This is a genomic window from Micromonospora sp. M71_S20 (genome assembly GCF_003664255.1).
Classification (GTDB): domain Bacteria; phylum Actinomycetota; class Actinomycetes; order Mycobacteriales; family Micromonosporaceae; genus Micromonospora.
Genome location: NZ_RCCV01000002.1, coordinates 442545 through 468598, shown reverse-complemented (window position 1 = coordinate 468598; position 26054 = coordinate 442545). Strand labels below are relative to the sequence as shown.

Below are 26054 nucleotides of genomic sequence, written 5' to 3'. Positions count from 1 at the left end.
TTCCTTCATCGGCGATCCGGAGGAGTGAAGTATGCGAGCAAGACGCGTCACCGCCCTGGGCGGTGCGATCGCACTGATGGTTTCCCTCGGTGCGTGCAGCGAGAACACCGGTGACGACACCGGCGGGGTGGACACCGCCAAGCCGCGCACCGGCGCCATCGCGACCGACCCCAAGGACTCCCTCGGCCCGGCGCCGGAGGTGCCCGGCGCGGCCAAGGGCGGCACGTTCTACATCCTGCGGGAGAACAAGATCTCCCACATGGACCCGCAGCGGATCTACTCGTTCGCCGGCCTGATGGGAAGCCAGCTCTACGCCCGCTTCCTCACCACGTTCAAGGACGACGGCAAGGGCAACGTCACCCTGGTCGGCGACCTGGCCGAGACCCCCGGCACCAACGTCAACAACGACTGCAAGGTCTGGGAGTTCAAGGTCAAGCAGGGGGTGAAGTTCGAGGACGGCCGGCCGATCACCAGCAAGGAGATCGCGTACGGCATCGCCCGGTCCTTCGACCCGGACCTGACCGGCGGCCCGACCTACCTGCAGGAGTGGCTGGTCGACAGCCCGCAGTACGACACCAAGTGGGACTTCAAGGCCAACAAGACCTCGCTGCCGCCGGGGCTGACCACGCCCGACGAGAAGACCCTGCGCTTCGAGTTCAACAAGCCCCGCTGTGACCTGCCGTTCGCCGTCTCGCTGCCGGCCACCGCGCCGCTGCCGGCCGACAAGGACACCGGCGTCAACCTGGACAACCAGCCGTTCTCGTCGGGCCCGTACAAGTTCACCAAGCACACCCCGGGCGTCGAGATCGTGCTCGAGCGCAACGAGCACTGGGACCCGGCCACCGACGCCGTGCGCCACCAGTACCCGGACAAGTTCGTCTGGTCGCTGGGCGCGGACCAGGCCGCCCAGACCAACCGGGTGCTCGCCGGCACCGGCAACGACGCCGCGGCGGTCGCCACCGGCGGTGTCCCGTCGGAGCTGATCGCCAAGGTCACCGGGGACCCCAAGCTCAAGGAGCGGATGATCGTCGCGGCCACGCCGAACGCGTACCGCCTGACCATCAACACCGCCCGGGTCACCGACCTGTCGGTACGGCAGGCGATCAACCACGCCATCGACCGCACCAGCATCACCAAGAACCTCGGCGGTCCCTACGGCGCCGTGCCGATGACCACGCTGCTGCCGCCGACCACGCTCGGCTACAAGCAGTTCGACGCGTACCCGGCCGGCGACAGCGGCAACCCGGAGAAGGCCAAGGAGCTGCTCGCCGGCAAGACGCAGAACCTGGTGCTGCTCACCTCCGACGTGACCAGCTCCCAGGAGCGGGCCACCCAGATCAAGAACGCGCTGGAGAAGGCCGGCCTCACCGTCACGATCAAGACGATCCCCGAGGACGGCTACCTCGACACGGTGAAGAAGAAGGACAACCCGTACGACCTCTGGGTCGACTCGTGGGCGGCCGACTGGCCCAGCGGCGCGTCGATCCTGCCGGTGCTCTTCGACGGCCGCGGCATCAAGGCCGAGGGCAACAGCAACACCTCGCAGCTCAACAACGAGGCGCTCAACGCGGAGTTCGACCGGATCCTCGCGCTCGACCCGGCCAAGCAGGCCGACGAGTGGAGCAAGATCGACGAGCGGCTCATGAAGGAGACGGCGCCGGCGGTGCCGCTCTACGTCGAGGTGGTCTCCATCGCGCACGGCGAGAAGGCCGGCGGCATCTTCATCGGCAGCATCTTCGGCTGGCCGAGCTTCGTGGACGCCTACGTCAAGCAGTGACACCACCCGTGACGCGATGACACCCCAGCGGTGACACGCACGGACCGACCCCCGGTCGACAACGTCGTCGGCCGGGGGTCGCCGTGTCTGCGGGCCGCCCACCCGCGACCTGCCCACCCGCGACCTGCTCGGCGGCCACCCCGACCGGGTGCCGGCGCCCGGGGTGGAGATCGGCTGCCCGGCGGGAGCCGGCCGGCCCGCGGCGGGGACGGCCAGGCCGGGCGCGCCTAGAGGTGGCGGCGGACGAAGTCGAGTTCGAGCCTGAGCAGGCGTTCGGCGGTGCCGCCGGCGGCCATGTGGGTGGCCCCGGTCAGCGGGAGCACCGAGTGCGGCCGGCCGGTCGCCAGCAGCGCCGCCGACAGCCGCAGCGTGTGCGCGGCCACCACGTTGTCGTCGACCAGGCCGTGCACCAGCAGCAGCGGCCGGGCCTCCTCCGGCCGCTGCACCGGCTCGCCGGCCAGCTCCACCAGCGAGTGGTGCGCGTAGATGTCCGTGCCGTCGTCCGGCAGGCCCAGGTAGCGCTCCGTGTAGGCCGTGTCGTACAGCGCCCAGTCGGTGACCGGCGCCCCCACGATGCCGCACCGGAACAGCTCCGGGTGCCGCAGCACCGCCAGCCCGGCCAGCCAGCCGCCGAACGACCAGCCGCGCACCGCCACCCGCTCCAGGTCCAGGTCGGGATGCTTGCCGGCCAACGCGGTGAGCGCGTCCACCTGGTCGAGCAGGACGACGTCGGCCACCCGCCGGTGGATCGCCTTCTCGAAGGAGGGGGCCACGCCCGGCGTGCCCCGGTTGTCGATGGTGACGACCGCGAAGCCGGCGTCGGCCCACCACTGCCGCTCCAGCCACGCCCCGCGAGCCGCGAGCACCTCCTGGTGCCCCGGTCCGCCGTAGACGTCCAGCAGCACCGGCAGCCGCCGGCCGGTGACGTAGTTGTCCGGGTAGAGCACGGCCGTCGGCAGCCGCCGGTCGGTGACCCGCTCCAGCAGCGGCAGCGGCGCGTACGGCGGGGTGGCGGCGAGCGAGCGCAGCACCGCCACCTCCTGCTCGCCCCGCCACACCGTCCACCGGGTGCCCGCGTGGTCGAGCGAGGCGCTCCCCACCACCAGCACGTCCCCGCCCACGGCGGCGGTGTGCCAGCCCGGGTCGGTGGTGATCCGGCGCGCGTCCACGCCGCCGCCGATGGTCGTGCGTACCCGGAACAGGTGCCGCTCGCTCGGCTCCCCGTCGCTCGCCTCCACCAGCAGGTCGGCCGGGCCGCTGCCGCCGGGCAGCCGCCCCACCACCCGCCGGACGTAGAGCGACGGCGGGGTGAGCAGGGTGCCGTCGGCGAAGAGGCAGCGGGCGTCGTACCCGTCGTGGGCGAGCTCGCCGCCGACGAGCACCCGGCCGTCCGGCAGGTGCGCCGGGGTGCCGGGGATCGGCTCCACCCAGCGCGGGTCGGCCAGCTCGGCGTGCACCTGGGTCTCGCCGGTGCGCGGGTCGATCGCCAGCACCAGGCCGTGCTGCTGGGAACGGCGCAGCACGGTGATCAGCGGGCCCCCCTCGGCCCAGTGCACGGCCGTCAGGTACGGGTAGGTCTCCCGGTCCCAGTGCACGTCGACCCAGCCGTCGTCGAGGTCGAGCAGGTGCAGGCTGACCTCGGCGTTCGCGGTGCCCGCCCGGGGGTACGCGACGGTGGTCGGCGGGCTCGCCGGGTCGGCCGGGTCGTGCAGGTGCCAGCGTTCCACGCGGGACTCGTCCACCCGGGCGGCCAGCACCGAACGACCGTCCGGCGCCCACCAGTAGCCGCGGAACCGGTGGAACTCCTCGGCCGCGATGTGCTCGGCCAGCCCCCAGGTCACCCCGGAGTCCTCGCCGGCCAGCAGGGTGTCCGTGCCGTCGTGTTCGACCACCCGCAGCTGCCCCCGACGGACCCCCTCGGCGGCGTCGGTGACGTACGCCAGACGCTGACCCGTGGGATCGGGCCGGGGGTCGAGCACCGGGCCGACGGTGGCCACCTCGACCACGTCGCCGTGCACCAGGTCGGCCCGGAACAGCCGCCCGGCCAGCGCGAAGACCGCCACCCGGCCGGCGCCGTCCAGCGTGTAGGAGCCGATGCCGGAGGCGCTCAGGCGCAGCCGCTCGCGCAGCGCGCGCTCGCCGGGGCTCAGCGCGTCGGGGTCGGCGTCGGCCCCGAGCAGCGCGGCCGGGTCGGCGACGAGCCGCTCCTCGCCGGTCGCCACGTCGAGCAGCCAGAGCGCGTCGGCCGGGTCCTCGGGGCCGGCCGACCGCAGGAAGACCACCCGGGAGCCGTCGTCGGCCACGGTGACCGCCCGCGGCGCTCCGCGGCTGAACCGGCGGGTGCGGGCGGCCAGCTCCGGAAAGTCCACAGACCAGATCGTAGAGCGGTGACCGGGGGTGATGTGGCCGACCTGCGCGGACGCGTCAGGGCCGGCGGAGGAGAACCGCCGGATAGAGTGACCGGCGTGACGACGCTGCCCGACCGCCGCCTCCTGCTGGTCCACGCGCACCCCGACGACGAGTCCATCGGCACCGGCTCGACGATGGCGCACTACGCCGCCGCCGGCGCCCACGTCACCCTGGTGACCTGCACCCTCGGCGAGGAGGGCGAGATCCACGTGCCGGCGCTGGCCCAGCTCGCCGCGGCCGAGGCCGACCAGCTCGGCGGCTGGCGGATCGCCGAGCTGAACGCCGCCTGCGCCGCGCTCGGCGTCACCGACCACCGCTTCCTCGGCGGCGCCGGCCGTTACCGCGACTCCGGCATGATGGGCCTCGCCACCAACGAGCACCCCCGCGCCTTCTGGCAGGCCGACCTCGACGAGGCCGCCGGGCACCTGGTGGAGATCATGCGGGAGGTACGCCCGCAGGTCATGGTCACGTACGACGACAACGGCTTCTACGGGCACCCGGACCACATCCAGGCGCACCGGGTGGCGATGCGCGCGTACGAGCTGGCCGGCGCGGAGGGCTTCGCCCCGGCGAAGGTCTACTGGACGGCGATGCCGCTCAGCGTGCTGGAGGCCGGCCTGACCCACTTCGCCGAGTCGGCGGACAACCCCTTCGCCGGCATCCAGGACACCTCGGAGCTGCCCTTCGGCACCCCGGACGCGCAGATCGCCGCCCGGATCGACGCCACCGACCAGCACGCCGCCAAGGAGGCGGCGATGCGCGCGCACGCCACCCAGATCCCCGACGCCTCCTGGCTCTACTCGATCGCCGGCAACTTCGGCAGCGAGTTCATGGGCGTGGAGTACTACACCCTCGCGGTGGGCGAGCGGGGACCGGGCAGCGGCCCGTACGGCTGGGAGGACGACCTCTTCGCCGGGCTCGACGTCGCCGACGGCCCGGACCGGTCCCCGGTCACGGCCGGTATCCGGTGACCCTGCCCGTCGCGTCGATGTCGGCCGCCCCGCAGGAGACCGCCCCGCCGCCACCGTCCGGGCGGTCCCGGCGGCTGCTCGACCTCGCCCTGCGGGTGGCCGGCGGGCTGGTCGCCGTCCTCGGTGGGATCCTCACCGCGGTGCTGGAGCTGCTGCTGGCCACGCTCCGGGTCGGCGGGCAGCTGATCGGCGTCTCGGTGCTCATCGCCATCGGCGCGAACATCGCCCTGAGCTGGTTCGCGCACGAGGCCGTCGGTCGCCGGTGGGCCGTGGCGCTGCCCGCGACGCCCTGGTTCGTCCTGATGGCGGTGGCGGCGGTCCGCACCGCCGAGGGGGACCTGCTCGTCACCGGCGACAACTGGGTCGGCCTGGCGATGATCGTGGCCGGCGCGATGACCTTCGCGGTGATGGGTTTCCGGCAGATCCTGGCACCGCCACCGGTCCGGTCGGGGGACTGACGGCGCACAGGTTCCGGTGGTAGACATTCCTGCCAGGAAGCCCGCCGCTGGGGCGGGCGGTACGGCGGGAGGCGTGCGATGAGTGAGCGGTGGCGCGCGACCGGGGTTCTCGCGGTCGCGCTGTTCGCGGTCAACGTGGTCGCCCGGCTGGTCACCCGGTTCGGCTTCGACGGCGACGACACGACCGCCGCCGACCGGGTGTCGCTGGTGATGTTCGCGGTGATCGGGCTGGTCCTGGCGGCGGTCGCCTTCGTGTGGGGCAGGCGTCGGCCCGTCTCGGCCTGGGGCGCCGACCTGGCCGCCGCGGTCGGGATCGCGCTGCTGCTGACGGTGCTGGTCGGGCCGCTGCTGGTCGGTGACAACCCGTTCGGCGGGGGCGCGGGCACCTTCTTCGCCCAGATCTGGCTCTACCTCGCGGCGGCCGGCGTGGGCGTGCTGCTCGGCTACCTGCTCCTCACGGCGCTCGGCCTGGACCACCGCTCGCAGTCGCTCAAGCGGTACGCCGAACTCAGGGCCACCAAGCCCCGCCGCGTAGTCCGCCGCTGACCACCCACCCACCCACCCCGCGTCACCCACCCACCCCACCCACCCCGCGCCCGGCCCACCGCCGCGAGGTCGATCATGAGGTTAGCGCCCTGGAACGCGCTTTCTGAGTGCGCTAACTACATGATCGACGACGCCAGGAGGGCGGGAGGGCGCGAGGCGAGGCGGCGGGAGCGGGCGGGGCGGGCGGGGCGGGAGGGGGCAGGGCCCGGGTGGGTCAGGGGGGTGGGGTGCGGGTGAGGTAGGTGTGGTGGGTGGTGAAGCCGAGGGTGCGGTAGAGGGCCACGGCCGGGGTGTTGCACTGCTCGACCTGGAGGAAGGCGCGCGAGGCGCCGGTCGCCACGCCCCAGTCGGCGAGCGCCCGGATGATCCGGCCCGCCAGGCCCTGCCGCCTCGCCTCGGGCAGCACCTCGACGAGGCTGAGCCCGAGCCAGCGCCCCTGCCCGGTGACCGTGCCCCGACCGATGGCGAGCAGCGTGCCGTCGGCGTACACGTGGGCGAAGCGGACCTGGTCCACGGCGGTGAGCACGTGCCGGGCGGCGTCCGGCAGGCCGCCCTTGCGGCCGGCGGCGACGGCGAGCCAGTCGTCCGACGGATCGGCGGCCAGCTCGACCGGCGGCGCTCCGACGCGCTCCGGCGCGGCCGGCGGCAGCCCCGCCAGCGGCACGGTCTGCACCAGCACGGGCGGCCTGCCGACCCAGCCACGGGCGTCCAGCTCCGCGCCGACCGGGGCGGCGAGCGGCAGCGGCGTGTTGACCATCGGCGGTTGACCGAGGTCGGCGTACCAGCGCTCCACCGCGTCGAGCGCGGCGGGCAGGGGCCGGTCCGGGTCGCCCACGGGCAGCGCCGAGTTGGCCCGGCCGGTCCAGCCGTCGGCGGCGCGCAGCCGCCAGTCGCCGAGCCGCCCCCGCACGGCGGCGGGCCACGCCTCGTCGGCGGCCAGTTCCAGCTCGACCACGGCGGCGGCGGTGGGCCGGCGGGCCGGGGGCACCCGCTTGGCCCGGTGCACCTCGGCCACGGGGACCCGGAGCCGGCCCTGCGCGGTGGCGAGTGTGAGATGGGTTTCGCTCAGCTCGACCAGCTCGCCGAGGGCATCGGAGAAGAGCGGTCGACCTTCGCGAATCCCCACGATCCGGCGCACTACGATCCGGTGTCCCACATCCTGCTGTCGGAGCACGATCGACCCCCTCCCCGGCGAGATACTAGGCTCTAACCGTCGCGGGTGATCGCGGCGTGTCTTGCGGAGGAGAAGACCGGTGACCTACATCATCGCCGAGCCGTGCGTGGATGTGCTCGACAAGGCTTGCATCGAGGAATGCCCGGTCGACTGCATTTACGAGGGCAACCGGATGCTCTACATCCACCCCGACGAGTGCGTCGACTGCGGTGCCTGTGAGCCGGTCTGCCCGGTCGAGGCGATCTTCTACGAGGACGACGTCCCGGAGCAGTGGAAGGACTACACCGGCGCCAACTACGAGTTCTTCGAGGAACTGGGCTCTCCCGGCGGCGCCTCGAAGATCGGCAAGGTGGAGAAGGACGCGACCTTCGTCGCCGCGCAGCCGCCGCGCGGCGAGGGCCACTGAACCGGCCCGCGCCGGTCTCGTCACGGCTGCCGGAGTTCACCTGGGACACCCTGGACGCCGCGGCCGCACTGGCCGCGGCGCATCCTGAGGGCCTGATCAACCTCTCCATGGGTACGCCGGTCGACCCGGTGCCCGAGGTGATCCGGCGGGCGCTGGCCGACGCGTCCAACGCCCCGGGCTATCCGCTGACCGCCGGCATGCCGGTGCTGCGTGAGACGATCGCGGCCTGGGTGGCACGGGCCTGCGGAGCCGGCGTCGACGGCCTCGGCGTGCTGCCGACGATCGGCTCCAAGGAACTCGTCGCCTGGCTGCCGACCCTGCTCGGGATCGGTCCCGGCGACGTCGTCGTGGTGCCCTCGATCGCCTACCCGACCTACGAGGACGGGGTCCGGCTCGCCGGCGCCACCGTCGTGCGCGCCGACTCGCTGACCGCCGTCGGGCCCACCTCCCGGGTGCGCCTGGTCTGGGTCAACTCGCCGGGCAACCCGACCGGCCGGGTGCTGCCGGCAGCCCACCTGCGCAAGGTGGTCGACTGGGCCCGGGAACGTGGCGCGGTGGTCGCCAGCGACGAGTGCTACCTGCCGTTGGGCTGGGCCGCCGAGCCCGTCTCGGTGCTCTCGCCCGAGGTCTGCGGCGGGTCGTACGACGGGGTGCTGGCCGTGCACTCGCTCTCCAAGCGGTCCAACCTGGCCGGCTACCGGGCGGGCTTCGTGGCGGGCGACCCGGCGCTGGTGGCGGAGCTGCTCAAGGTCCGCAAGCACGCTGGGATGATCGTGCCGGCGCCGGTGCAGGCGGCGATGGTGGCCGCGCTGCGCGACGAGCGGCACGCCGACGAGCAGCGGGAGCGCTACCGGGCCCGGCGGGACACCCTGCACGCCGCGTTCACCGAGGCCGGCTTCACCGTCGAGCACTCCGAGGCCGGGCTCTACCTCTGGCTGACCAGGGGCGAGGACTGCTGGGAGACGGTCGACTGGCTGGCCCGGCGGGGCATCCTCGCGGCGGCGGGCGTCTTCTACGGCCCGGGCGGCCGGCAGCACGTCCGGGTGGCGCTGACCGAGTCCGACGAGCACGTGGCGGCGGTCGCCGGCCGGCTGCGCGCCTGAGCGACCGCCGAGGCTCGTGATGGTGGACAGTTCGCGTGGGCGGCCCCGGGTCGCCGTGGTGGGCACCGGCCTCATCGGCGGCTCGGTCCTGCTCCGGCTGCACGAGGCGGGGCTGGACGTCGCCGGCTGGGACCCGGATCGGGCCACCCGGGCGGACGGGCGCGAACGCGGGGTGACCTTCCCCGACGACCTGGGCGGGGCCGTCCGCGACCGCGACGTCGTGTTCCTCTGCGGCCCCCTGCCGAGGCTGCCGGAGACCCTGCTCACCGTCGCCGAGCACGCCGGGGACGGCTGCGTCCTCACCGACGTGGGCAGCACGAAGGGCGCCGTGGCCGCCTTCGCCGCCGCCAACGGGTTGACCGACCGGTTCGTACCGGGCCATCCGATGGCAGGCACCGAACGCTCCGGGCTCGCCGCCGCCGTGCCGGCGCTGTTCGAGGGGGCCGCGTGGGTGCTCTGCCCGACGGCCGAGGGCATCGGGCCGTTCCGGATGCTGTCCGGCCTCATCGTGGACGTCTTCGCCGCCCGGGTGGTGCCGATGTCGCCGGCGGTGCACGACTCGGTGGTGGCGCTCTCCTCGCACATCCCGCACCTGCTCGCCGGCAGCCTCGCCGGCGCGGTGGCGAAGTCGGACCTCCGGGACGCCGTGCTGGGCCTCGCCGCGGGCAGCTTCCGGGACGGCACCCGGGTCGCCGGCACCCCGGCCCGGCGTACCGCCGACATGCTCTTCGACAACCGCGAGCAGGTGGTGCGACAGCTCGGTCAGGTCAGCGCGTTCCTCGACGGGCTGGCCGCCGCGCTGCGCGCCGAGGACATCGACGCCCTGGTCGGTCACTTCGAGCAGGCGCGGGACCTGCGTACCGTCCTCTTCGACCGGGACCTGCTCGCCCAGCGGCGGGAGTTCCCCGCCGACGGCGACCACCGCGCCGAGGTGGAGTTCCTGATGGAGCTGGGGGCCGCCGGCGGCTACCTCACGGAGTGCCGGGTCGACGGCGACCGGGTCGGCTACACGGGCCACCTCCCGGCGACGGTCCACGCCGCCTGAGCCGGACAGGCCCGGGGACGGGGCGTCGGGCCCCGTCGGCGTGCGGTCGGACGGCGGGCGGGCCGGCGGACGCGCGGTTAGGGTGAGGGCATGGTGGACGGGCCGGTGGTGGCGGTGCGCGGCGAGGCGTACCGGGAGGTGGCTCCGGAGATCGCCCGGTTCGCGGTGACGGCCAGGGCGCGCGACCGGGACCGGGAGGCCACCCTGACGCGGCTGGCCGAGCGGGCCGCCGCCGTCCGGGTGCTGCTCGACGGCGAGGGCCCCGGCATCGACCGGCGGGAGACCGGCGAGTTGCAGGTCAGGCCGGAGACCCGGCGTTCCGGTGAGCGGGTGGTGGCGTACAGCGGCAGCGTGACCACCACCGTGACGGTCAGCGACTTCACCGCGCTCGGCGAGCTGATGCTGCGCCTCGCCGACCAGGACCAGATCGAGGTGGCCGGGCCGTGGTGGTCGCTGCGGCCGGACAGCCCGGCCCACCGGGAGGCCCGGCACGCCGCGCTCGCCGACGCCCTGCTGCGCGCCCGCGAGTACGCGGAGGCCCTCGGCGCCCGGGTGACCGCCCTGATCGAGCTGGCCGACGCGGGCGCGGCGGAGCAGCCGATGATGAGCCGGATGGCGTACGCGATGGGTGACGGCGCCGAGAGCGGCCCGCCGGAGCTGGAACTCGACCCGCAGCCGCAGACCGTGCACGCCGCGGTGCAGGCGCGGTTCGCGATCAGCGAGCCGGTCCTCGGCTGATGGCCGGCGCCCGGGTCGTCGGCACCGACGAGCTGGTGGCGCGGGCGCGGGCCCTCGCCGAGGCCGGCCCGCGGCAGCTGCTCGGCATCGCCGGGCCGCCCGGCGCGGGCAAGTCGACGCTGGCGGAACGGATCGTCGAGGCGGTCGGCCCGACCGCCCGGCTGGTGCCGATGGACGGCTTCCACCTCGCCCAGGCAGAGCTGCACCGGTTGGGCCGGGCGGAGCGCAAGGGCGCCGTGGACACCTTCGACGCCAACGGCTACGTCTCGCTGCTGCGCCGCCTGCGCCGGCTGGAGCCGACGGCGGTCTACGCGCCGGCCTTCCGGCGGGACCTGGAGGAACCGGTGGCCGGCTCGATCGAGGTGCCGCCGTCGGTGCGGCTGGTGGTCACCGAGGGCAACTACCTGCTGCTGACCGCGACGCCCTGGGACGAGGTGCGGTCGCTGCTGCACGAGGCGTGGTTCCTCGACCTGGACGCCGAGCTGCGGCTGCGCCGGCTGACCGCCCGGCACGAGGCGTACGGGCGGTCGGCGGAACAGGCCCGGGCGTGGGCGACGGGCAGCGACGAGGCCAACGCCGCCCTGGTGGCCGGCACCGCGCACCGCGCCGACCTGGTCGTCCGGCTCGCCGAGCCGCCGCCGTCCCCCTGAGTGCGGCAGCCCGCCGCGTGCCGGTGGCCGCCGTGCGGGTCAGCCGGGGTCGCGCCTCGGCGCCGGCACGCCGCGGCGCAGCAGCCACGCCACCCGAGAGCGTTCCCGGTGGAACTCGGGCGCCTCCGGGTAGCCGCTGTGGTTGCGGATCGGCGGGTCGGCCACCTCCCCGTCGTCGGGGTGCAGCGCCTCCGGGTCGCGTACGGCCAGGTTCCGTTCCCCGGCGGCGACGGGCCAGCCGAGCGGGTCGGTGTCCCGCCAGAAGTTGGTCCAGCGGATCCGGCCACCGGGCGGGGTCAGCGCCTCGGCCAGCACCGGCAGCCGCTCCGGGCCGAAGTAGCCGGGGAAGACCCGCCCGTAGAGCCGGGTGAGCTGGCAGCCGTACGAGAAGAACCAGATCCGCCGGCGCGAGCGGGCGGGCAGCTGGAGGAGCACCGCCGCGCAGATCACCGTGCCCTGGCTGTGTCCCGAGAGGATGATCCCGTCCACGCTCCGGGGATCGTCCTCGGCTAGCGCCAGCAGCCCGGCGGCGCGGGTCTGCAACTCGGGTACGGCCCGCTCGGCGTAGCTGGGCGGGGCGAGCGGGTGCGCGGTGCGGGGCCAGAAGGTGCCCACGTCCCAGACCACCCCGACCGTGCGGCGGACGAGGTCGTTGCGGTAGACCAGCAGGCCCACCGTGGCGATCAGCACCGGCAGCCAGCCGAGCAGCCGCCCGCCCACCTCGGAGACCCACTCGACCACCGCGGCGCCGCCGGTCGCGGCCGTGGGGTGCGGCGGGCTGCCGGAGAGCAGGGCGGCGCAGCCGAGGGCCGCCAGCACGGCCGCCGCGGCGGCGTAGCAGCCGACCAGCCGTACGGCGTGCTCGCCGACCAGCCGGTGCAGCGCCCGCCACGTGCTGACGTCACGGCAGCGCCGCAGGTCGTGGGCGGAGAGCGGGTCGTCGGTCCGTGCCGTCGCCCGCGCGTACTCGTGCCGGCGCAGGCGGAGGTGGAGCAGGCCGGCCCGGGCGACCGTGGCGGCGAGCGCGAGCAGGGCGACGGCGAAGACGAGCCCGGCCCACAGCACCGGGACCGGGGGCACGACGGGGGAGCGCCCGCCCGGTGCCGGGCCGCCGTTGAGCCGGCCGGTGACCCAGTAGAGCAGACCGGCGCTGTAGGAGACGCAGAGCATCCAGCCGAAGCCGGCGACGACCGCCGGCGCCCGGCCGCCCCAGGCCAGGTCGCTGCGGGGCTCCGGTGGCGGTCGCCCGGCCGGCGACGGGACGCGCCGCAGCAGCAGGCCGGTGGCGGCCAGGGCGACGGCCGGGACGACGACCGTCCAGAATTCCAGCGCCGTGGGCGGCGGCGGCCCGGGCAGCCAGCCGGTGAACCAGGCGAACCCGAGGACGAGCAGCAGGGCGGCCGCCGCCGGCGCGGCCAGCGCCCGCCGCCCGGACCGGGCGACCGACCCGATCGCGATGAGCAGCAGCAACTGCCCCGTGCCCAGCCAGGCGACGATCCAGTCGAGGCCGGGCAGCGACCGGTCCGCCGGACAGGTCGGCGCGGCCTGCCGGGCGCACCCGGGCGTCGGGCGCAGGTTGGCCAGGGGCGTGCCCGCAGGACCGTCGGGCAGCAGCAGGACCAGCACCGTCCCGGCCAGCCCGACGGCGGTGAGCGCGGCGACCGTGAGGCTCCATCCGCCGAGCGGGGTGGCTCCGGCGCGCCGGGTCAGCCCGGGCCGCGCGAGCGCCACGACCGCGACCAGCACGACGGCGGCGAGCGCCGCCACGGTGGGCCAGGCGACGGCCGCCCGGCCGCCCCGGGGCGGGTCCAGGGCGAGGACCGCACCCAGCGGTACGGCGGCGGCGACGACCACCCCGGTGCACAGGTGCAGCACGGCGCCCCTGCGCAACTGGCCCTCGCCGGCCCAGAAGGTGCGGTCCTGGAACGGATTGCCGGGCGGCGGGTCGGGCGCGGCCGGCTCCGCCCCGGGTCGTTCGCGCCCCTCCGCCGGTGCCCCGAGCGGCTGCGGGGCGTGCGCCGGGGCCCCGACCGGCTGCGGGGCGTCGGGCGGGGGGATCGGTTCGGCGGGCATCTGCGCCTCGTACTGGTAGGTCCGCCAGCTCACCAGTCCGAGCAGGGCCAGCACGCCGAGCGGCACGAGCAGGCCGACGGCCAACGACCGCGCGCCCTCGCTCCACCAGCCCCGTCCCAGGAACTCCCAGGGGCCGGGGATCCGGCGCAGGCAGTCGTCGTCGACGCACTGCCAGCCCACGAGGTCGACCCCGACGGCGGTGAGGGTGAGGGCGAAACTGCCGGTGAGGCTCAGGCAGAACAGCCGGATCAGCCACGCCGTGATCCCCGAGGTGCTGTGCCAGCGTTCGGTCGCGGGATCGGCCGGGACGGACGGCCGGGCGTGCAGCGCGACGTTGGCCAGCGTGAACGGAAGCAGCAGCGTCCACAGCGCGCGCTCGACGTCCCGCGCGGTCCGCGCGCCGGAGGTCAACTGCCCCCAGCTGTACGCCTCGACGACGACCGGGTCGGCCGGCTCGGCGGTCGGGGAGCGGTAGAAGCCGGTGACCGGGCCGCCCGCGACGAGCCACGGCGGGGCCGGCGCGTCGACGCCCGGTGCCGGGCGCAGGCCGAGGACCTGACCGGGGGGCGTGTTGGAGACCCCGTGCACGCGCAGTTCGAGCACCCGACCGACCATCCCCGCCTCCCTGTGACGACGTCACCACCCACAGTGCCGCGCGCTGGGGCGGGCGCGCCAGTGGCGGGAGGGTGTTTGTGCAGGTGGCGGGCGTGATGGTGGCTCAGTCGAGCTGGCGTACGACGCGGGCGGGGTTACCCACGGCGACGACGTTCGCCGGCAGGTCCTTCGTCACCACGGCGCCTGCGCCGACGACCGTGTTCTCCCCGACGGTGACGCCGGCGAGCACGATGGCCCCGCCGCCGAGCCAGACGTTGTCGCCGATGGTGATCGGCTTGGCCGCCTCCCACTTGTCGCGGCGGGGCCCGGGCTCGACGGGGTGGGTGGCGGTGAGCAGCTGCACGTTCGGTCCGATCTGGACGTCGGCGCCGATGGTGATGGGGGCGACGTCGAGGAAGACCGCGTTGAAGTTGACGAAGCTGCGCGGCCCGATCCGGACCTGCCAGCCGTAGTCGACGTGGAGCGGCGGTCGGACCCAGGCTCCCTCGCCCACCTCGCCGAGCAGGTCGCGCAGGGCCGCGAGCCGGGCCCCGGGGTCGGCGGCCGGGCCGGTGTTGAAGCGTTCCATCAGCCGCGCAGCCCGGTCCAGGTCGGCGGCGATCTCCGGATCGTCGGCGATGTAGGGCTCGCCGGCCAGCATGCGTTCCTTCATGGATGTCACCGGTCGATCATCTCCGAGGATCGGTCCTGTTCGTTGGCTGCTCCGTCATCTTTGTGACTTCACTTTGCATACTCGGTATGCAAGTCTGATGACTGTCAATGCGTCTCTCCCTACAGGTAGTAACGCCCTACGAGGAGGATCCGTTGCAGCGAAGAAGAAAACTGGTCGGTCTCGGTCTGGTGCTCGGGATGGTGCTCGGCACCCCCGGCATGGCCGTCGCCCAGCAGCCCGCCGAACCGACCACCCGTCCTGACGCGACCCCGTCGTCCCGGTCGGGGGGCGCCGGCAGCCGCCCGGTCACCGTCACCCTGCTCACCGGCGACCGGGTCACCGTCAGCGGCTCCCGGGCCAGCGTGCGACCCGCACCCGGGCGCGAGGACGTCCGCTTCCTGACCCGACGGGAGCGGGGTCACGTCTCCGTCGTACCCGAGGACGCCGTGGCGCCCATCCGGGACGGGCGGATCGACCGGCGGCTGTTCGACGTCACCGAACTGGTCGCCGCCGGCTATGACGACGCCCGGCGCGACGATCTGCCCCTGCTGATCACCGGCGGCACCGGCGCGGCCCGGCGCTCCGCCGTGCCCGCCGGGGTGACGGTCACCCGTGAGCTGCCCGCCGTCGGCGGGCTAGCCGCCACGGCGAGCAAGCGGCGGGCCGCCGAGGTCTGGGCGGCGGTCACCGCCGCCGGCGCGAGGGTCGGCGCGGCAGGGGGTGCCGACCGGATCTGGCTCGACGGCCGGCGGCAGCTCACGCTCGACCGCAGCGTGCCGCAGATCGGCGCGCCGGAGGCGTACCGGGCCGGCTACACCGGCCGGGGCGTGCGGGTCGCAGTGCTGGACACGGGGATCGACGCGACGCATCCGGACCTGGCCGGCCGGGTGGCGCAGGTGCGCAACTTCACCGAGGAGACCGCGCCGGGCGACGTCGTCGGGCACGGCACCCACGTCGCCTCGATCGTCGCCGGCAGCGGCGCCGCCTCCGGCGGCCGGATGCGGGGCGTGGCCCCGGACGCGACACTTCTCGACGGCAAGGTCTGCGAGACCAACGGCTGCCCCGAGTCGGCGATCCTCGCCGGCATGCAGTGGGCGGCGGCCGAGCAGCGGGCCAACGTGATCAACCTCAGCCTCGGCGGCTTCGACACCCCGGAGGTCGACCCGCTGGAGGAGGCCGTCAACACGCTCACCGCGCAGACCGGCGCCCTCTTCGTGATCAGCGCCGGCAACTCCGGCCGGTTCGCGCCGGTCAGTTCCCCCAGCACCGCCGACGCCGCCCTCTCGGTGGGCGCCGTCGACCGGGACGACAGCCTCGCGGACTTCTCCAGCCGTGGTCCCCGCACCGGTGACGACGCGCTCAAGCCCGACATCACCGCCCCGGGGGTGGGGATCGTGGCGGCGCGCAGCCGGGACGCGGTGATCGGCGACCCGGCCGGCAACGGGTACGTCTCGCTCTCCGGCACCTCGATGGCGGCCCCGCACGTCACCGGCGCGGCGGCGCTGCTCGCCCAGAAGCACGGCGGGAAGGCCGACCGGCTCAAGGCCCTGCTGATGTCCTCGGCGAAGCCGCACGCCGAGCTGACCGCGTACGAGCAGGGGGCCGGGCGGGTCGACGTGGCCCACGCGATCCGGCAGACCGTGACCAGCGACCCGCCGAGCGTGTCGCTCGGGCGGGCGCTCTGGCCGCACGGCGACGACACCCCGATCACCCGCACGGTGACCTGGCGCAACGACGGCGCGACCCCGACCGACCTGGACCTCGCCGTGGAGGCGACCGGCCCGGACGGCAGGCCGGCCCCGGCCGGCATGTTCACCCTCGGCGCGAGCCGGATCGCCGTGCCGGGCGGAGGCACGGCGAGTGCCACCGTCACCGCCGACACCCGGGTCGACGGCCCCGACGGCCACTACACCGGCCGGATCGTCGCCCGCTCCGGCGGCGCGGTGGTGGCCGTCACCCCGCTGGCGGTGCACCGGGAGGTGGAGAGCTACACGGTGACCGCCCGGCACCTGAACCGCGCCGGCGCGCTCGCCGGCGAGCACGGCACCACGCTGGTCGCGCTGGACGGGCTCGACCCGTACGACCTGTACGACCCGGACGGCACCGCCGAGCTGCGGGTCCCCAAGGGCCGGTACGGGCTGATCAGCTTCGTGTACGACGTGGCCGGCGAGGAGGTCACCGCGCTCACCCAGATCGTCCAGCCGGAGCTGGTGGTCGCCGGGGACACGCGGATCACCCTCGACGCCCGCCGGGGCGAGCCGGTCCGGATGAGCGTCCCGCAGCGCTCGGCCACCCCGGCGCTCGTCGTCACCGAGGCGATCTTCCTCGCCGAGACGGGCAGCTACACCTTCGGCATGCTGGGCTCCGACTTCGAGGGCCTGCACACCCTCGGGCTCGGGCAACCCGCGTCCGGTGAGCGGTTCATCGCCACGGTCAGCAGCCAGTGGGCCGACCTGGAAGCGGCGAGCAGCCCCTACCTCTACGCCCTCAGCGAGGCCGTGCCGGGCCGGATGCCGACCGGCTTCGTCCGGCACTACCGCACGAAGGACCTGGCCACGGTCACCCACCGGTTCAACGGCGGCAGCCCGGGGCTGGTCACCGACCGCCTGGTCTTCGCGCAGCGCGATCCCGACGTCGGCGGCTGGGCGGTCGGCCTGCGTACCGCGACGCCGGGGCAGCGGGTCGAGCACTACAACACGCGGGGCGTGCGCTGGTACTCCGAGCTGGACTTCGGGGTGCCGACCGACGAGGGCTGGGCAGACCTCAAGGCGATCCTCTTCTCCGAGGCACGCAGCCTGCGCGCCGGGCGGCACTACCGGGAGAGCTGGAACAGCGCGCCGTACGGGCCGTCGTTCCCGGCGGCGGGGATCACCCGCCGGGGCGACCGCATCGAGGTGAGCCTGCCGCTGCACAGCGACGCCGAGGGGCACCCCGGCGGCTCGGTCGCCGACACCGCCCGCACCGCCCTCTACCGCAACGGGGTGCTGGTCGGGGAGAGCGAGGAGCCGGCGTACGGCGGGTTCGACGTGCCGCCGGGCGCGGCCGACTACCGGCTGGAGGTGTCGTCGAAGCGACGCTTCACCGACCTCTCCACCGAGGTGGCGGCCACGTGGACGTTCCGGTCCCGGCACGTCGCCGGGGACGACCCGGTCGCGCTGCCGGCGTCGGCGATCCGGTTCGCGCCCCGGCTCGACCGGGACAACGCCGCCCCGACGGGCCGGAGCTTCGCGATCCCGGTCCAGGTGCAGCGGCAGCCGGGCGCGCCCTCGGCACGGGTCGCCGCGCTGACCGTCGACGTCTCCTACGACGGCGGTAAGACCTGGCAGCGGGCCCGGGTCCGTGGCGGCGGAGACGGCTGGACGGCCACCGTGCGGCACCCCGCCGGCACCGGACACGTCTCGCTGCGGGCCACCGCCCGGGACACCGCCGGCAACACGGTCACCCAGCGCGTCATCCAGGCGTACCGCCTGCGCTGAGGCGTACCCCGCCGGGTCCGCGGCCGATCGCGGGCCCGGCGGGGCGACCGTCAGTCGTTGGCGTGCAGCGCGGCGTTCAGCTCGATGCCCCGGCCGCTGCGCGGCTTCGCCTCCAGCGCGCCGGTGACGGAGTTGCGCCAGAACAGCAGGCCGTCCACGCCGGACAGCTCGCGGGCCTTGACCACCCGGCCGTCCGGCAGCGTGATCTTGGAGGCGGCGGTGACGTAGCAGCCGGCCTCCACCTGGCAGTCGTCGCCGAGCGAGATGCCCACGCCGGCGTTCGCGCCGATCAGGCTGCGCTCGCCGATGCGGACCTTGTCGGTGCCACCGCCGGAGAGGGTGCCCATGATCGAGGCGCCGCCGCCGATGTCGGAGCCGTCGTCGACCACCACGCCCTGCACGATCCGCCCCTCGACCATCGAGGTGCCGAGCGTGCCGGCGTTGAAGTTGCAGAAGCCCTCGTGCATGACCGTGGTGCCGGCCGCCAGGTGCGCGCCGAGCCGCACCCGGTCGGCGTCGGCGATCCGCACGCCCGACGGCACCACGTAGTCGGTCATCCGGGGGAACTTGTCCACCCCGTACACGGCCAGGTGGCGGCCGGCGGCCCGCTCGATGACCCGCAGCTCGTCGACCCGTTCCGGGGGGCAGGGCCCGGCGGAGGTCCAGGCCACGTTCGCCAGCTTGCCGAAGATGCCGTCGAGGTTGAGCTCGTTGGGTCGCACCAGGCGGTGGGAGAGCAGGTGCAGCCGCAGGTACGCGTCGGCGGCATCCTTGATCGGGTCGTCCAGCGAGCCGATCACGGTGACCACCTGGACGGTACGCAGCCCGGGCAGCGCCCGGTCGCCGACCGCCCCCGGCGGCAGGTCCAGCACGTCCGCCTCGTCCTCGCCGGCGACCAGCGGCAGCTCGCCCAGGCCGAGCTTGCCCGTCGGATACCAGGTGTCGAGCACCTGGTCGTCAGCGGTAACGGTGGCCAGGCCGATGCCCCAGGCGGATTCGGACGTCACTGATTCACCTCTCGTTCGTGCTGCGGGCCGGCGAGCCCTCCGCGCCCCGCGTCCCGCGCGGGCCGCCCCGGAACGCTCGCTCCTCGCGCTCGCCGGATCTGACGGTACCGTGCGAACCATGGAGAACCCGCTGACCCCCGAGGTCCTGGCCGATCCGGTGGCGCTGACCCGCGCGCTGGTCGACATGGAGTCCGTGTCGCTCAACGAGAAGGCGATCGCCGACTGCGTGGAGGAGGTGCTGAGGGGCGTACCGCACCTGACCACGTACCGGCACGGCAACACGGTGATGGCGCGGACGGACCTGGGCCGTGACCAGCGGGTGGTGCTCGCCGGTCACCTGGACACGGTGCCGCTGAACAACAACTTCCCGTCGACCACCCGCGGCGACCTGATGTACGGCTGCGGCACCTCGGACATGAAGTCCGGAGTGGCGTTCGCGCTGAACCTGGCGGTGAGCCTGCCCGACCCGCGCTACGACGTGACGTACTTCTTCTACGAGGCGGAGGAGATCGAGTCGAAGTACAACGGTCTCTTCCTGGTCGCCGACGCGTACCCGGAGTGGCTGGAGGCGGACTTCGCGCTGCTGCTGGAGCCGACGCACGGCATCGTCGAGGCGGGGTGCCAGGGCACCATGCGCGCGGTCGTCACCACCACCGGCGTACGCGCCCACTCGGCCCGTTCCTGGCACGGGGTGAACGCGATCCACGCGGCCGGCGAGGTGCTCGACCGGCTGGCCAACTACGAGGCGCGGCGGGTGACCATCGACGGCTGCGACTACCGGGAGGGGATGAACGCGGTCCGCATCCACGGCGGCGTGGCCGGCAACGTGGTGCCCGACCGGTGCGAGGTCGAGGTCAACTACCGGTTCGCGCCGGACCGGAGCCCGACCGAGGCCGAGGCCCACCTGCGCGAGGTCTTCGCCGGCTTCGAGGTGCGGGTCACGGATTCGGCGGCAGGCGCCCCGCCCGGGCTGGAGGCGGCGCCCGCCCAGGAGTTCCTCGCCGCGGTCGGTGCCGCGCCGATCGGCAAGCTGGGCTGGACGGACGTGGCCCGGTTCGCCGCGATGGGCGTCCCGGCGCTGAACTTCGGCCCCGGCGACCCCAACCTGGCCCACCACCCCGACGAGCACGTGGAGATCAGCAAGATCCGGGAGGGCGCCGTCACCCTGCGCCGCTGGCTCGCCTCCGCCTGACGGTCCCCGGGGCAGGGCGTCCCCGCATGGACGGAGGGTCCGCATCGGCCGACGCGGACCCTCCGTGCACGGTGTCGTCGGTGCGGGTCAGACGGTGGTCGACGCGTCGGCGGTGGGCCGGGCGTCGGTCTGGCCGCCCTGGTCGGTGGACGGTTCCATCAGGCGGGCGCGGCGGCGCTCGGCCACCACGTCGCGGATGCGGCGCTGCATCTGCCGCCGGATCCGGATCATCTCGCTGTTGCTGATCACGCTGACTCCTCCCCCGAAGGCGCGCGCCGGGGCATACCCGGTATGTGAATAGTAAGACGTCCGTGCGACCGAATTAGTTGCCCAAGATCCGGAATAATATTTTCGATCGTGGCCCGGCCCGTCTGCGCCCGTCGCCCCCGAGGTCGCGCCGTCCGTCGCCCGAGGTTCACGCCGTCCACGGGCTCGCCCGCCGACCGACGGACGGCCCGGCTCACGGTGCGCGCACCTGGCGCGTGCGGCTCCACTACGGTTGCTCCCATGGGTCAGAGCAACGGGCGGGAGGCCGGCCGCGAGCCGGGACAGGAACGGCACCGGGGGGCCGTGACGCTGCGTCGACAGGCGATGACGGGCAGCACCGCCGACCAGCGCCTGCTCGATTCGCGCGGGCGTGAGGACTGGAAGACCAAGGACGCCTGGCGGGCGCTGCGCATCCTCTCCGAGTTCGTCGAGGGCTTCGACACCCTCGCCGACCTGCCCTCGGCGGTCAGCGTGTTCGGTTCCGCCCGCAGCCACCCGGAGAGCCCGGAGTGCCGGATGGCCGAGGCGCTGGGCGCGGCCCTGGCCCGGGCCGGCTACGCGGTGATCACCGGCGGCGGGCCGGGCGTGATGGAGGCGGCCAACCGGGGCGCCAGCGAGGCCGGTGGGCTGTCGGTCGGCCTCGGCATCGAGCTCCCCTTCGAGCAGGGGCTCAACGACTGGGTCGACCTGGCCATCGACTTCCGCTACTTCTTCGCCCGCAAGACCATGTTCGTGAAGTACGCCCAGGCGTTCGTCGTGCTGCCGGGCGGGTTCGGCACCATGGACGAGCTCTTCGAGGCGCTGACCCTGGTGCAGACCGGCAAGGTCACCCGGTTCCCCGTGGTGCTGATGGGCGCCGACTACTGGAGCGGCCTGCTCGACTGGCTGCGCGACACGATGGCCGCCGACGGCAAGATCGGCCCGGTCGACCTGGAGCTGATCTGCGTGACCGACGACGTCGACGCGGCCGTCCGGCACATCGTGGAGGCCGAGGCCGCCCTCAACGTCGAGCAGGAGGCGGTCCGCGAGGAGGCCGTCGCCGTCACCGCCGCCGACCAGCAGGCCGCCGCCGAGGCGGGCGACGAGAACCGGAAGCGTTGACGTGGCGGCGATCTGCGTGTTCTGCGCCTCCTCCCGTACGCTCGACCAGCGCTGGCTGGACCTCGCGGCCGAGACGGGCGCGGAGATCGCCCGGCGCGGGCACACCCTCGTCAGCGGCGGCGGGTGCGTCGGCATGATGGGCGCGCTGGCGGACGGGGCGCGGGCCGCCGGCGGCCGGACGGTCGGGGTGATCCCGCAGTCGCTGGTCGACCTGGAGGTCGCCGACCTGGCGTCGGACGAGTTGCTCGTCACCGACTCGATGGCCGCCCGCAAGACCCTCATGATCGACAAGTCGGACGCGTTCCTCACCCTGCCGGGCGGGCTCGGCACCCTCGACGAGCTGTTCGAGGTCTGGACGACCGCCACCCTGGCCCTGCACGCCAAGCCGATGGTGCTGGTCGACACCGACGGCTTCTACCGCCCGGTGCTCGACTGGCTGGGCGCGCTGGCCGACCAGACCTTCCTCAAGCCCGCCGGCCTGGGCCTGCTCAAGGTCACCGACACGGTCCCCGCCGCCCTGGACACCCTGGAACTCCACCTCCTCTGACCCCCACCCCCGTCCCACCCCTCTCTCTGCGGCGATCATGAGGTTGGCCGCGCGGATCGCCCCTTTCGTCCCCGCCAACCTCATGGTCGACGCCGATTTCGGGGGCCCGGGTGGGGGCCGGCGGGGTGGCGGGGTGGGGGTGTCGTACCGGCGTGGTGGGATGGACGGATGCAGGCGTACCGGCTGGTGCGCCGGCCTGCCGAGGCGGTCCGGGGGGACCAACGGCCCGGCGGGTCGGCCCGGGGGGACGGTCGGTCCGGAGGGCCGGTCGAGGGTGAGCGGCGGTCCGGGGGGCCGACCGGGAGTGATCGGCGGTCCGGGGGGCCGGTCGGGGGTGAGCAGCGGTCCGGGGGGACGGCCGAGGGGGGCGCGCACCGTGGGGTGGCGCGGCTGACCGATCCGCGCCAGGTCGAGATCGTGGCGCACACCGACGGGCCGATGCTGGTGCTCGGCGGCCCCGGCACAGGCAAGACCGCCACGCTGGTCGAGGCCGTCGCCGCGCGGGTGGCCGAGGGCGTCGACCCGGAGCGGATCCTGGTGCTCACCTTCGGCCGCCGGGGCGCCACCGCGCTGCGCCAGCGGATCGAGGCCCGCGTCGCCGAGGACGGGCACCGCGTGCTGCGCGAGCCGCTGGTGCGCACCCTCCCGGCGTACGCCTTCGGGTTGCTGCGCCGGGCCGCGGCCGAGCGGGGCGAGCCGTCCCCCCGGCTGCTCACCGGGCCGGAGCAGGATCTGATCATCCGTGAGCTGCTCGACGTGGTCGGCGAGGCGCCCGACGACGACCCGGTCGGCTGGCCGGAGGACCTGCGCCCCGCGCTGCGCACCCGGGCCTTCGCGGCGCAGCTGCGCGACCTGCTGATGCGCGCCGCCGAGCGGGGCGTCGGCCCCGTCGAGCTGGCCCGGCTCGGCGAGAAGCTCGGCCGCGCCGACTGGCCCGCCGCCGCACGCTTCCTGCGGGAGTACGTGGCCGTGCTCGCCCTGCGCGACGTCAGCAACCGCGGCTCCGTCGCGTACGACCCGGCCGAGCTGGTCCGGGCCGCCACCGGGATGCTGCTCGACGACCCCGAGCTGCTCGCGGCCGAGCGCCGGCGGCTGGCGTACGTCTACGTCGACGAGCTGGCCGACACCGACCCCGCCCAGCAGGACCTGCTCGCGACGGTGGCCGGGGGTGGCAAACCCGTGGTCGCGTTCGCCGACCCGGATTCCTCCACGTACGCGTTCCGGGGCGCGGACCCGGCGGGGGTGACCACGTTCCCGCACCGCTTCCGCACCGTCTCGGGGGCACCCGCGGCACAGGTGGTGCTCACCACCTCCTACCGGGCCGGTCCCCGGCTGCTCGCCGCGTCCGGCCGGCTGGCGCGCCGGCTGCGCGGCCCGGCGGCGCACCGCCGGCTGCACCCGCTGCCCGACGCGCCGCCCGGCTCGGTCGAGGTACGCACCTTCCGCTCGGCCACCAGCGAGGCGGCCTGGCTGGCGCACGCGCTGCGCGAGGCGCACCTGCTCGGCGGCGTGCCCTGGTCGGAGATGGCCGTGCTGGTGCGCTCCACCGGGCGGCAACTGCCCTCGCTGCAACGCGCCCTGCACGCCGCCGGGGTGCCCACCGTCGTGCACGGCGAGGACCTGCCACTGCACCTGCAACCGGCGGTCGCGCCGCTGCTGCTCCTGCTGCGCTGCGCCCTGGAGCCCGAGCGGCTCGATGAGGAGTCCGCCGTAGCGCTGCTGCACTCGCCGCTCGGCGGCGCCGATCCGCTGGCCGAGCGGCGGCTGCGGCAGGGGCTGCGCGCCCTCGCGCTGGCCGGCGGCGACCGCCGCCCCTCGGGCGAGCTGATCGTGGAGGCGCTGCGCGACCCGGCCGAGCTGGCCGGGATCGAGCGGCACTGGGCGGAGCCGGCGCAGACGGTGGCCGGTCTGCTGGCCGTCGCCCGGGAGGCCGCCGCGCGACCCGGCGCCACGGCGGAGGATGTGCTCTGGGCGGTCTGGCGGGCCAGCGGGCTCGCCGAGCTGTGGTCCGCGGCGACCGGCCGCGGCCAGACGGTGACCGGCGAGGGCGATGTCGCGCGGCGCCGCCGCGCCGAGGCGGCCGACCGCGACCTCGACGCCGTGATGGTCCTCTTCGACGCGGCGGCCCGCTTCACCGACCGGCTGCCCGGCGCGCGTACGGAGGTCTTCCTCGAACACGTCCTCGGCCAGGACCTGCCGGCCGACACCCTCGCCCCGACCGCCGACCGGGGGGAGGCGGTGCGGCTGCTCACCGCCCACGCGGCGAAGGGGCTGGAGTGGGATCTCGTGGCGGTCGCCGGGGTGCAGGAGGGCGTCTGGCCCGACCTGCGGCTGCGCGGCAGCCTGCTCGGCTCGGAGCGCCTGGTCGACGTGCTGGCCGGTAGGACGGCCGGGGCCGGGGCCGTGGCCGCCCTGGTCGGGCAGACCTCGGCGCTGCTCGACGAGGAGCGCCGGCTGTTCCACGTCGCGGTCACCCGGGCCCGGCGGCTGCTGCTGGTCAGCGCGGTCGCCTCCGCCGCGGTGGGTGGCGACGACCACGAGGAGCAGCCGAGCCGCTTCCTCTACGAGCTGGGCCCGACCGACCCGCCCGCCCCGGGCGACGGCCCTGCGTCCCCCGACGGAGGCCCTCCGCCCCCGGGCGGCGGCCCTGCGTCCCCCGACGGCGGGTCGGATGCCGGCGGGCCGGTCACGGGTGGAGCGGCTCCGGCCGGTCCGGATGCGGCGAGGCCGGATCGGGACGCGCCGCAGCGGCCGGGGGACGACGGTCCCGCCGGAGCCGACGAGGAGACGGACCGGCCGGGTGCGTTGCCGGTGAGCCGGCCGCCCCGGGCGCTGACCCTGCCGGCGCTGGTGGCGGAGCTGCGTACCGCCGTCAGTGACCCGGCCGTGCCCTACGCCCGGCGGCAGGCGGCGGCCGCCGAGCTGGCCCGGCTCGCCGCCGCCGGGGTGGCCGGCGCGCACCCGGACGACTGGTGGGGGCTGCGGCAGCTCTCCGACGACCGTCCGCTGGTCGACGAGGGGGAGCCGGTCCGGGTCACTCCGTCGGCGATGGAGAGCGCGCTGCGGTGCAGCCTGCGCTGGCTGCTGGAGCGGCACGGCGGCAGCCCGCCGGCCAGCGCCGCCCAGGGCGTCGGCAACCTGGTGCACGCCGCCGCGATGCTCGCCGAGGACGCCAGCGCCGACCGGGGCGCCCTGCTGGACTACGTCGCCGCCCGGTTCGACGTCATCGAGCTGGCCGCCCGCTGGATGGTCGGTCCGGAGCGCAACCGCGCCGAGGCGATGGTGGACAAGCTGCTCCGCTGGCTGGCCGCGAACCCGCGCCGGCTGCTCGCCATCGAGCACGAGTTCGCGGTGCGCCTCGACGACCCGAACCGGCCCGTCGAACTGGTCGGCCGGGTGGACCGGCTGGAGGTCGACGAGGACGGCCGGCTGGTCGTCATCGACCTGAAGACCGGCAAGTCCACCGCCGTCACGGCCAACGACCTCGCCGAGCACCCGCAGCTCGGCGCCTACCAGGCGGCGGTGGAGGCGGGCGCCTTCGCCGACTTCGGCGAGGAGTCCGGCGGCGCGGCCCTGGTGCAGCTCGGCACCGGCGCGAAGGACGCGAAGGAGCAGAGCCAACCGCCGGCGGGGGAGGGCCCGGAGGCCGGCTGGGCGACCGCGCTGGTGCGGCGCACCGCGGATACGATGGCCGCCGCCACCTTCGCCGCGGTCGCCAACTCCAAGTGCCGGGTCTGCCCGGTGCGTACGAGCTGCCCGGTGTCGGGGCAGGGCCGCCAGGTGGTCGAGCCGCCGACCGCCCGCCGCCCGGAGCACCCGTGAGCGCGAGGAGTGAGCTTGCGAGCCC

General features: G+C 75.0%; 20 protein-coding genes. 14 read left to right on the top strand and 6 right to left on the bottom strand.

What is annotated here, in order from left to right:
* The first annotated feature begins 31 nt into the window (after window positions 1-31).
* Window positions 32-1777 carry an ABC transporter substrate-binding protein gene (locus tag DER29_RS23005; protein WP_121399745.1) on the top strand — a complete coding sequence of 582 codons (1746 nt, stop codon included), beginning with the start codon at window positions 32-34 and terminating at the stop codon, window positions 1775-1777.
* 227 nt (window positions 1778-2004) lie between these two features.
* Here DER29_RS23005 and DER29_RS23000 read toward each other — a convergent pair whose 3' ends face one another.
* Window positions 2005-4146, bottom strand: a complete 2142-nt coding sequence (locus DER29_RS23000) for a prolyl oligopeptidase family serine peptidase (protein WP_121399744.1) — start codon at window positions 4144-4146, stop codon at window positions 2005-2007.
* An 87-nt stretch (window positions 4147-4233) separates the two neighbouring features.
* On the opposite strand from DER29_RS23000, the gene mshB reads away from it, so the two are divergent.
* The 3 genes from mshB (at window position 4234) to DER29_RS22985 (ending at window position 6161) form a co-directional block, all read left to right on the top strand.
* Complete coding sequence (gene mshB / locus DER29_RS22995; RefSeq protein WP_121399743.1) at window positions 4234-5157, top strand: N-acetyl-1-D-myo-inositol-2-amino-2-deoxy-alpha-D-glucopyranoside deacetylase; 924 nt, start codon at window positions 4234-4236, stop codon at window positions 5155-5157.
* A 17-nt stretch (window positions 5158-5174) separates the two neighbouring features.
* A complete protein-coding gene (locus DER29_RS22990; protein ID WP_121400136.1) occupies window positions 5175-5615 on the top strand; it encodes a hypothetical protein in 441 nt (146 codons plus the stop codon).
* Between the two features lie 78 nt (window positions 5616-5693).
* Window positions 5694-6161 carry a hypothetical protein gene (locus tag DER29_RS22985; protein ID WP_121399742.1) on the top strand — a complete coding sequence of 156 codons (468 nt, stop codon included), beginning with the start codon at window positions 5694-5696 and terminating at the stop codon, window positions 6159-6161.
* Between the two features lie 214 nt (window positions 6162-6375).
* On the opposite strand, the gene DER29_RS22980 is transcribed toward DER29_RS22985, so the two are convergent.
* Window positions 6376-7335: a GNAT family N-acetyltransferase gene (locus tag DER29_RS22980; protein ID WP_121399741.1), complete on the bottom strand. Its 960-nt coding sequence runs from the start codon at window positions 7333-7335 to the stop codon at window positions 6376-6378.
* 79 nt (window positions 7336-7414) lie between these two features.
* Here DER29_RS22980 and fdxA point away from each other — a divergent pair, with 79 nt between their 5' ends.
* From fdxA to DER29_RS22955, 5 genes are all read left to right on the top strand, one after another.
* Window positions 7415-7741 (top strand): ferredoxin, encoded by a 327-nt coding sequence (fdxA, locus tag DER29_RS35535; RefSeq protein WP_091422126.1) that lies wholly within the window; start codon window positions 7415-7417, stop codon window positions 7739-7741.
* Entirely contained in the window at window positions 7738-8844 is a 1107-nt protein-coding gene (gene dapC, locus DER29_RS22970; RefSeq protein WP_305036134.1) for a succinyldiaminopimelate transaminase, read from the top strand. Before fdxA ends, dapC begins: the two co-directional genes overlap by 4 nt.
* 19 nt (window positions 8845-8863) lie before the next feature.
* A complete protein-coding gene (locus tag DER29_RS22965) occupies window positions 8864-9889 on the top strand; it encodes a prephenate dehydrogenase/arogenate dehydrogenase family protein (protein ID WP_121399739.1) in 1026 nt (341 codons plus the stop codon).
* 90 nt (window positions 9890-9979) lie between these two features.
* Complete coding sequence (locus DER29_RS22960; RefSeq protein ID WP_121399738.1) at window positions 9980-10627, top strand: SIMPL domain-containing protein; 648 nt, start codon at window positions 9980-9982, stop codon at window positions 10625-10627.
* Entirely contained in the window at window positions 10627-11277 is a 651-nt protein-coding gene (locus tag DER29_RS22955; protein WP_121399737.1) for a nucleoside/nucleotide kinase family protein, read from the top strand. Before DER29_RS22960 ends, DER29_RS22955 begins: the two co-directional genes overlap by 1 nt.
* 39 nt (window positions 11278-11316) lie before the next feature.
* On the opposite strand, the gene DER29_RS22950 is transcribed toward DER29_RS22955, so the two are convergent.
* Complete coding sequence (locus DER29_RS22950; protein WP_121399736.1) at window positions 11317-13965, bottom strand: hypothetical protein; 2649 nt, start codon at window positions 13963-13965, stop codon at window positions 11317-11319.
* 103 nt (window positions 13966-14068) lie between these two features.
* A complete protein-coding gene (locus DER29_RS22945; protein WP_121399735.1) occupies window positions 14069-14626 on the bottom strand; it encodes a sugar O-acetyltransferase in 558 nt (185 codons plus the stop codon).
* Window positions 14627-14724: 98 nt separating this feature from the next.
* On the opposite strand from DER29_RS22945, the gene DER29_RS22940 reads away from it, so the two are divergent.
* A complete protein-coding gene (locus DER29_RS22940) occupies window positions 14725-18093 on the top strand; it encodes a S8 family serine peptidase (RefSeq protein ID WP_233600109.1) in 3369 nt (1122 codons plus the stop codon).
* Between the two features lie 50 nt (window positions 18094-18143).
* On the opposite strand, the gene dapD is transcribed toward DER29_RS22940, so the two are convergent.
* Window positions 18144-19100, bottom strand: coding sequence for a 2,3,4,5-tetrahydropyridine-2,6-dicarboxylate N-succinyltransferase (gene dapD, locus DER29_RS22935; RefSeq protein WP_121399733.1), 957 nt, complete (start codon window positions 19098-19100; stop codon window positions 18144-18146).
* Between the two features lie 118 nt (window positions 19101-19218).
* Between dapD and dapE the strand changes: the two genes are divergently transcribed.
* On the top strand, window positions 19219-20292 hold the full coding sequence (dapE, locus tag DER29_RS22930) for a succinyl-diaminopimelate desuccinylase (protein WP_121399732.1): 1074 nt from the start codon (window positions 19219-19221) through the stop codon (window positions 20290-20292).
* Window positions 20293-20379: 87 nt separating this feature from the next.
* Here the strand turns inward: dapE and DER29_RS34705 are convergent, their stop codons facing one another.
* Window positions 20380-20541: a hypothetical protein gene (locus tag DER29_RS34705; protein ID WP_199729509.1), complete on the bottom strand. Its 162-nt coding sequence runs from the start codon at window positions 20539-20541 to the stop codon at window positions 20380-20382.
* Between the two features lie 258 nt (window positions 20542-20799).
* Between DER29_RS34705 and DER29_RS22925 the strand changes: the two genes are divergently transcribed.
* From DER29_RS22925 to DER29_RS22915, 3 genes are all read left to right on the top strand, one after another.
* The gene (locus DER29_RS22925; RefSeq protein ID WP_121399731.1) at window positions 20800-21660 is read left to right on the top strand and encodes a TIGR00730 family Rossman fold protein; all 861 of its coding nucleotides are present in this window, start codon (window positions 20800-20802) and stop codon (window positions 21658-21660) included.
* A gap of 1 nt (window position 21661) precedes the next feature.
* Window positions 21662-22207 (top strand): TIGR00730 family Rossman fold protein, encoded by a 546-nt coding sequence (locus DER29_RS22920; protein WP_121399730.1) that lies wholly within the window; start codon window positions 21662-21664, stop codon window positions 22205-22207.
* Between the two features lie 168 nt (window positions 22208-22375).
* Window positions 22376-26029, top strand: a complete 3654-nt coding sequence (locus DER29_RS22915) for an ATP-dependent DNA helicase (RefSeq protein ID WP_199729508.1) — start codon at window positions 22376-22378, stop codon at window positions 26027-26029.
* Window positions 26030-26054 lie beyond the last annotated feature (25 nt).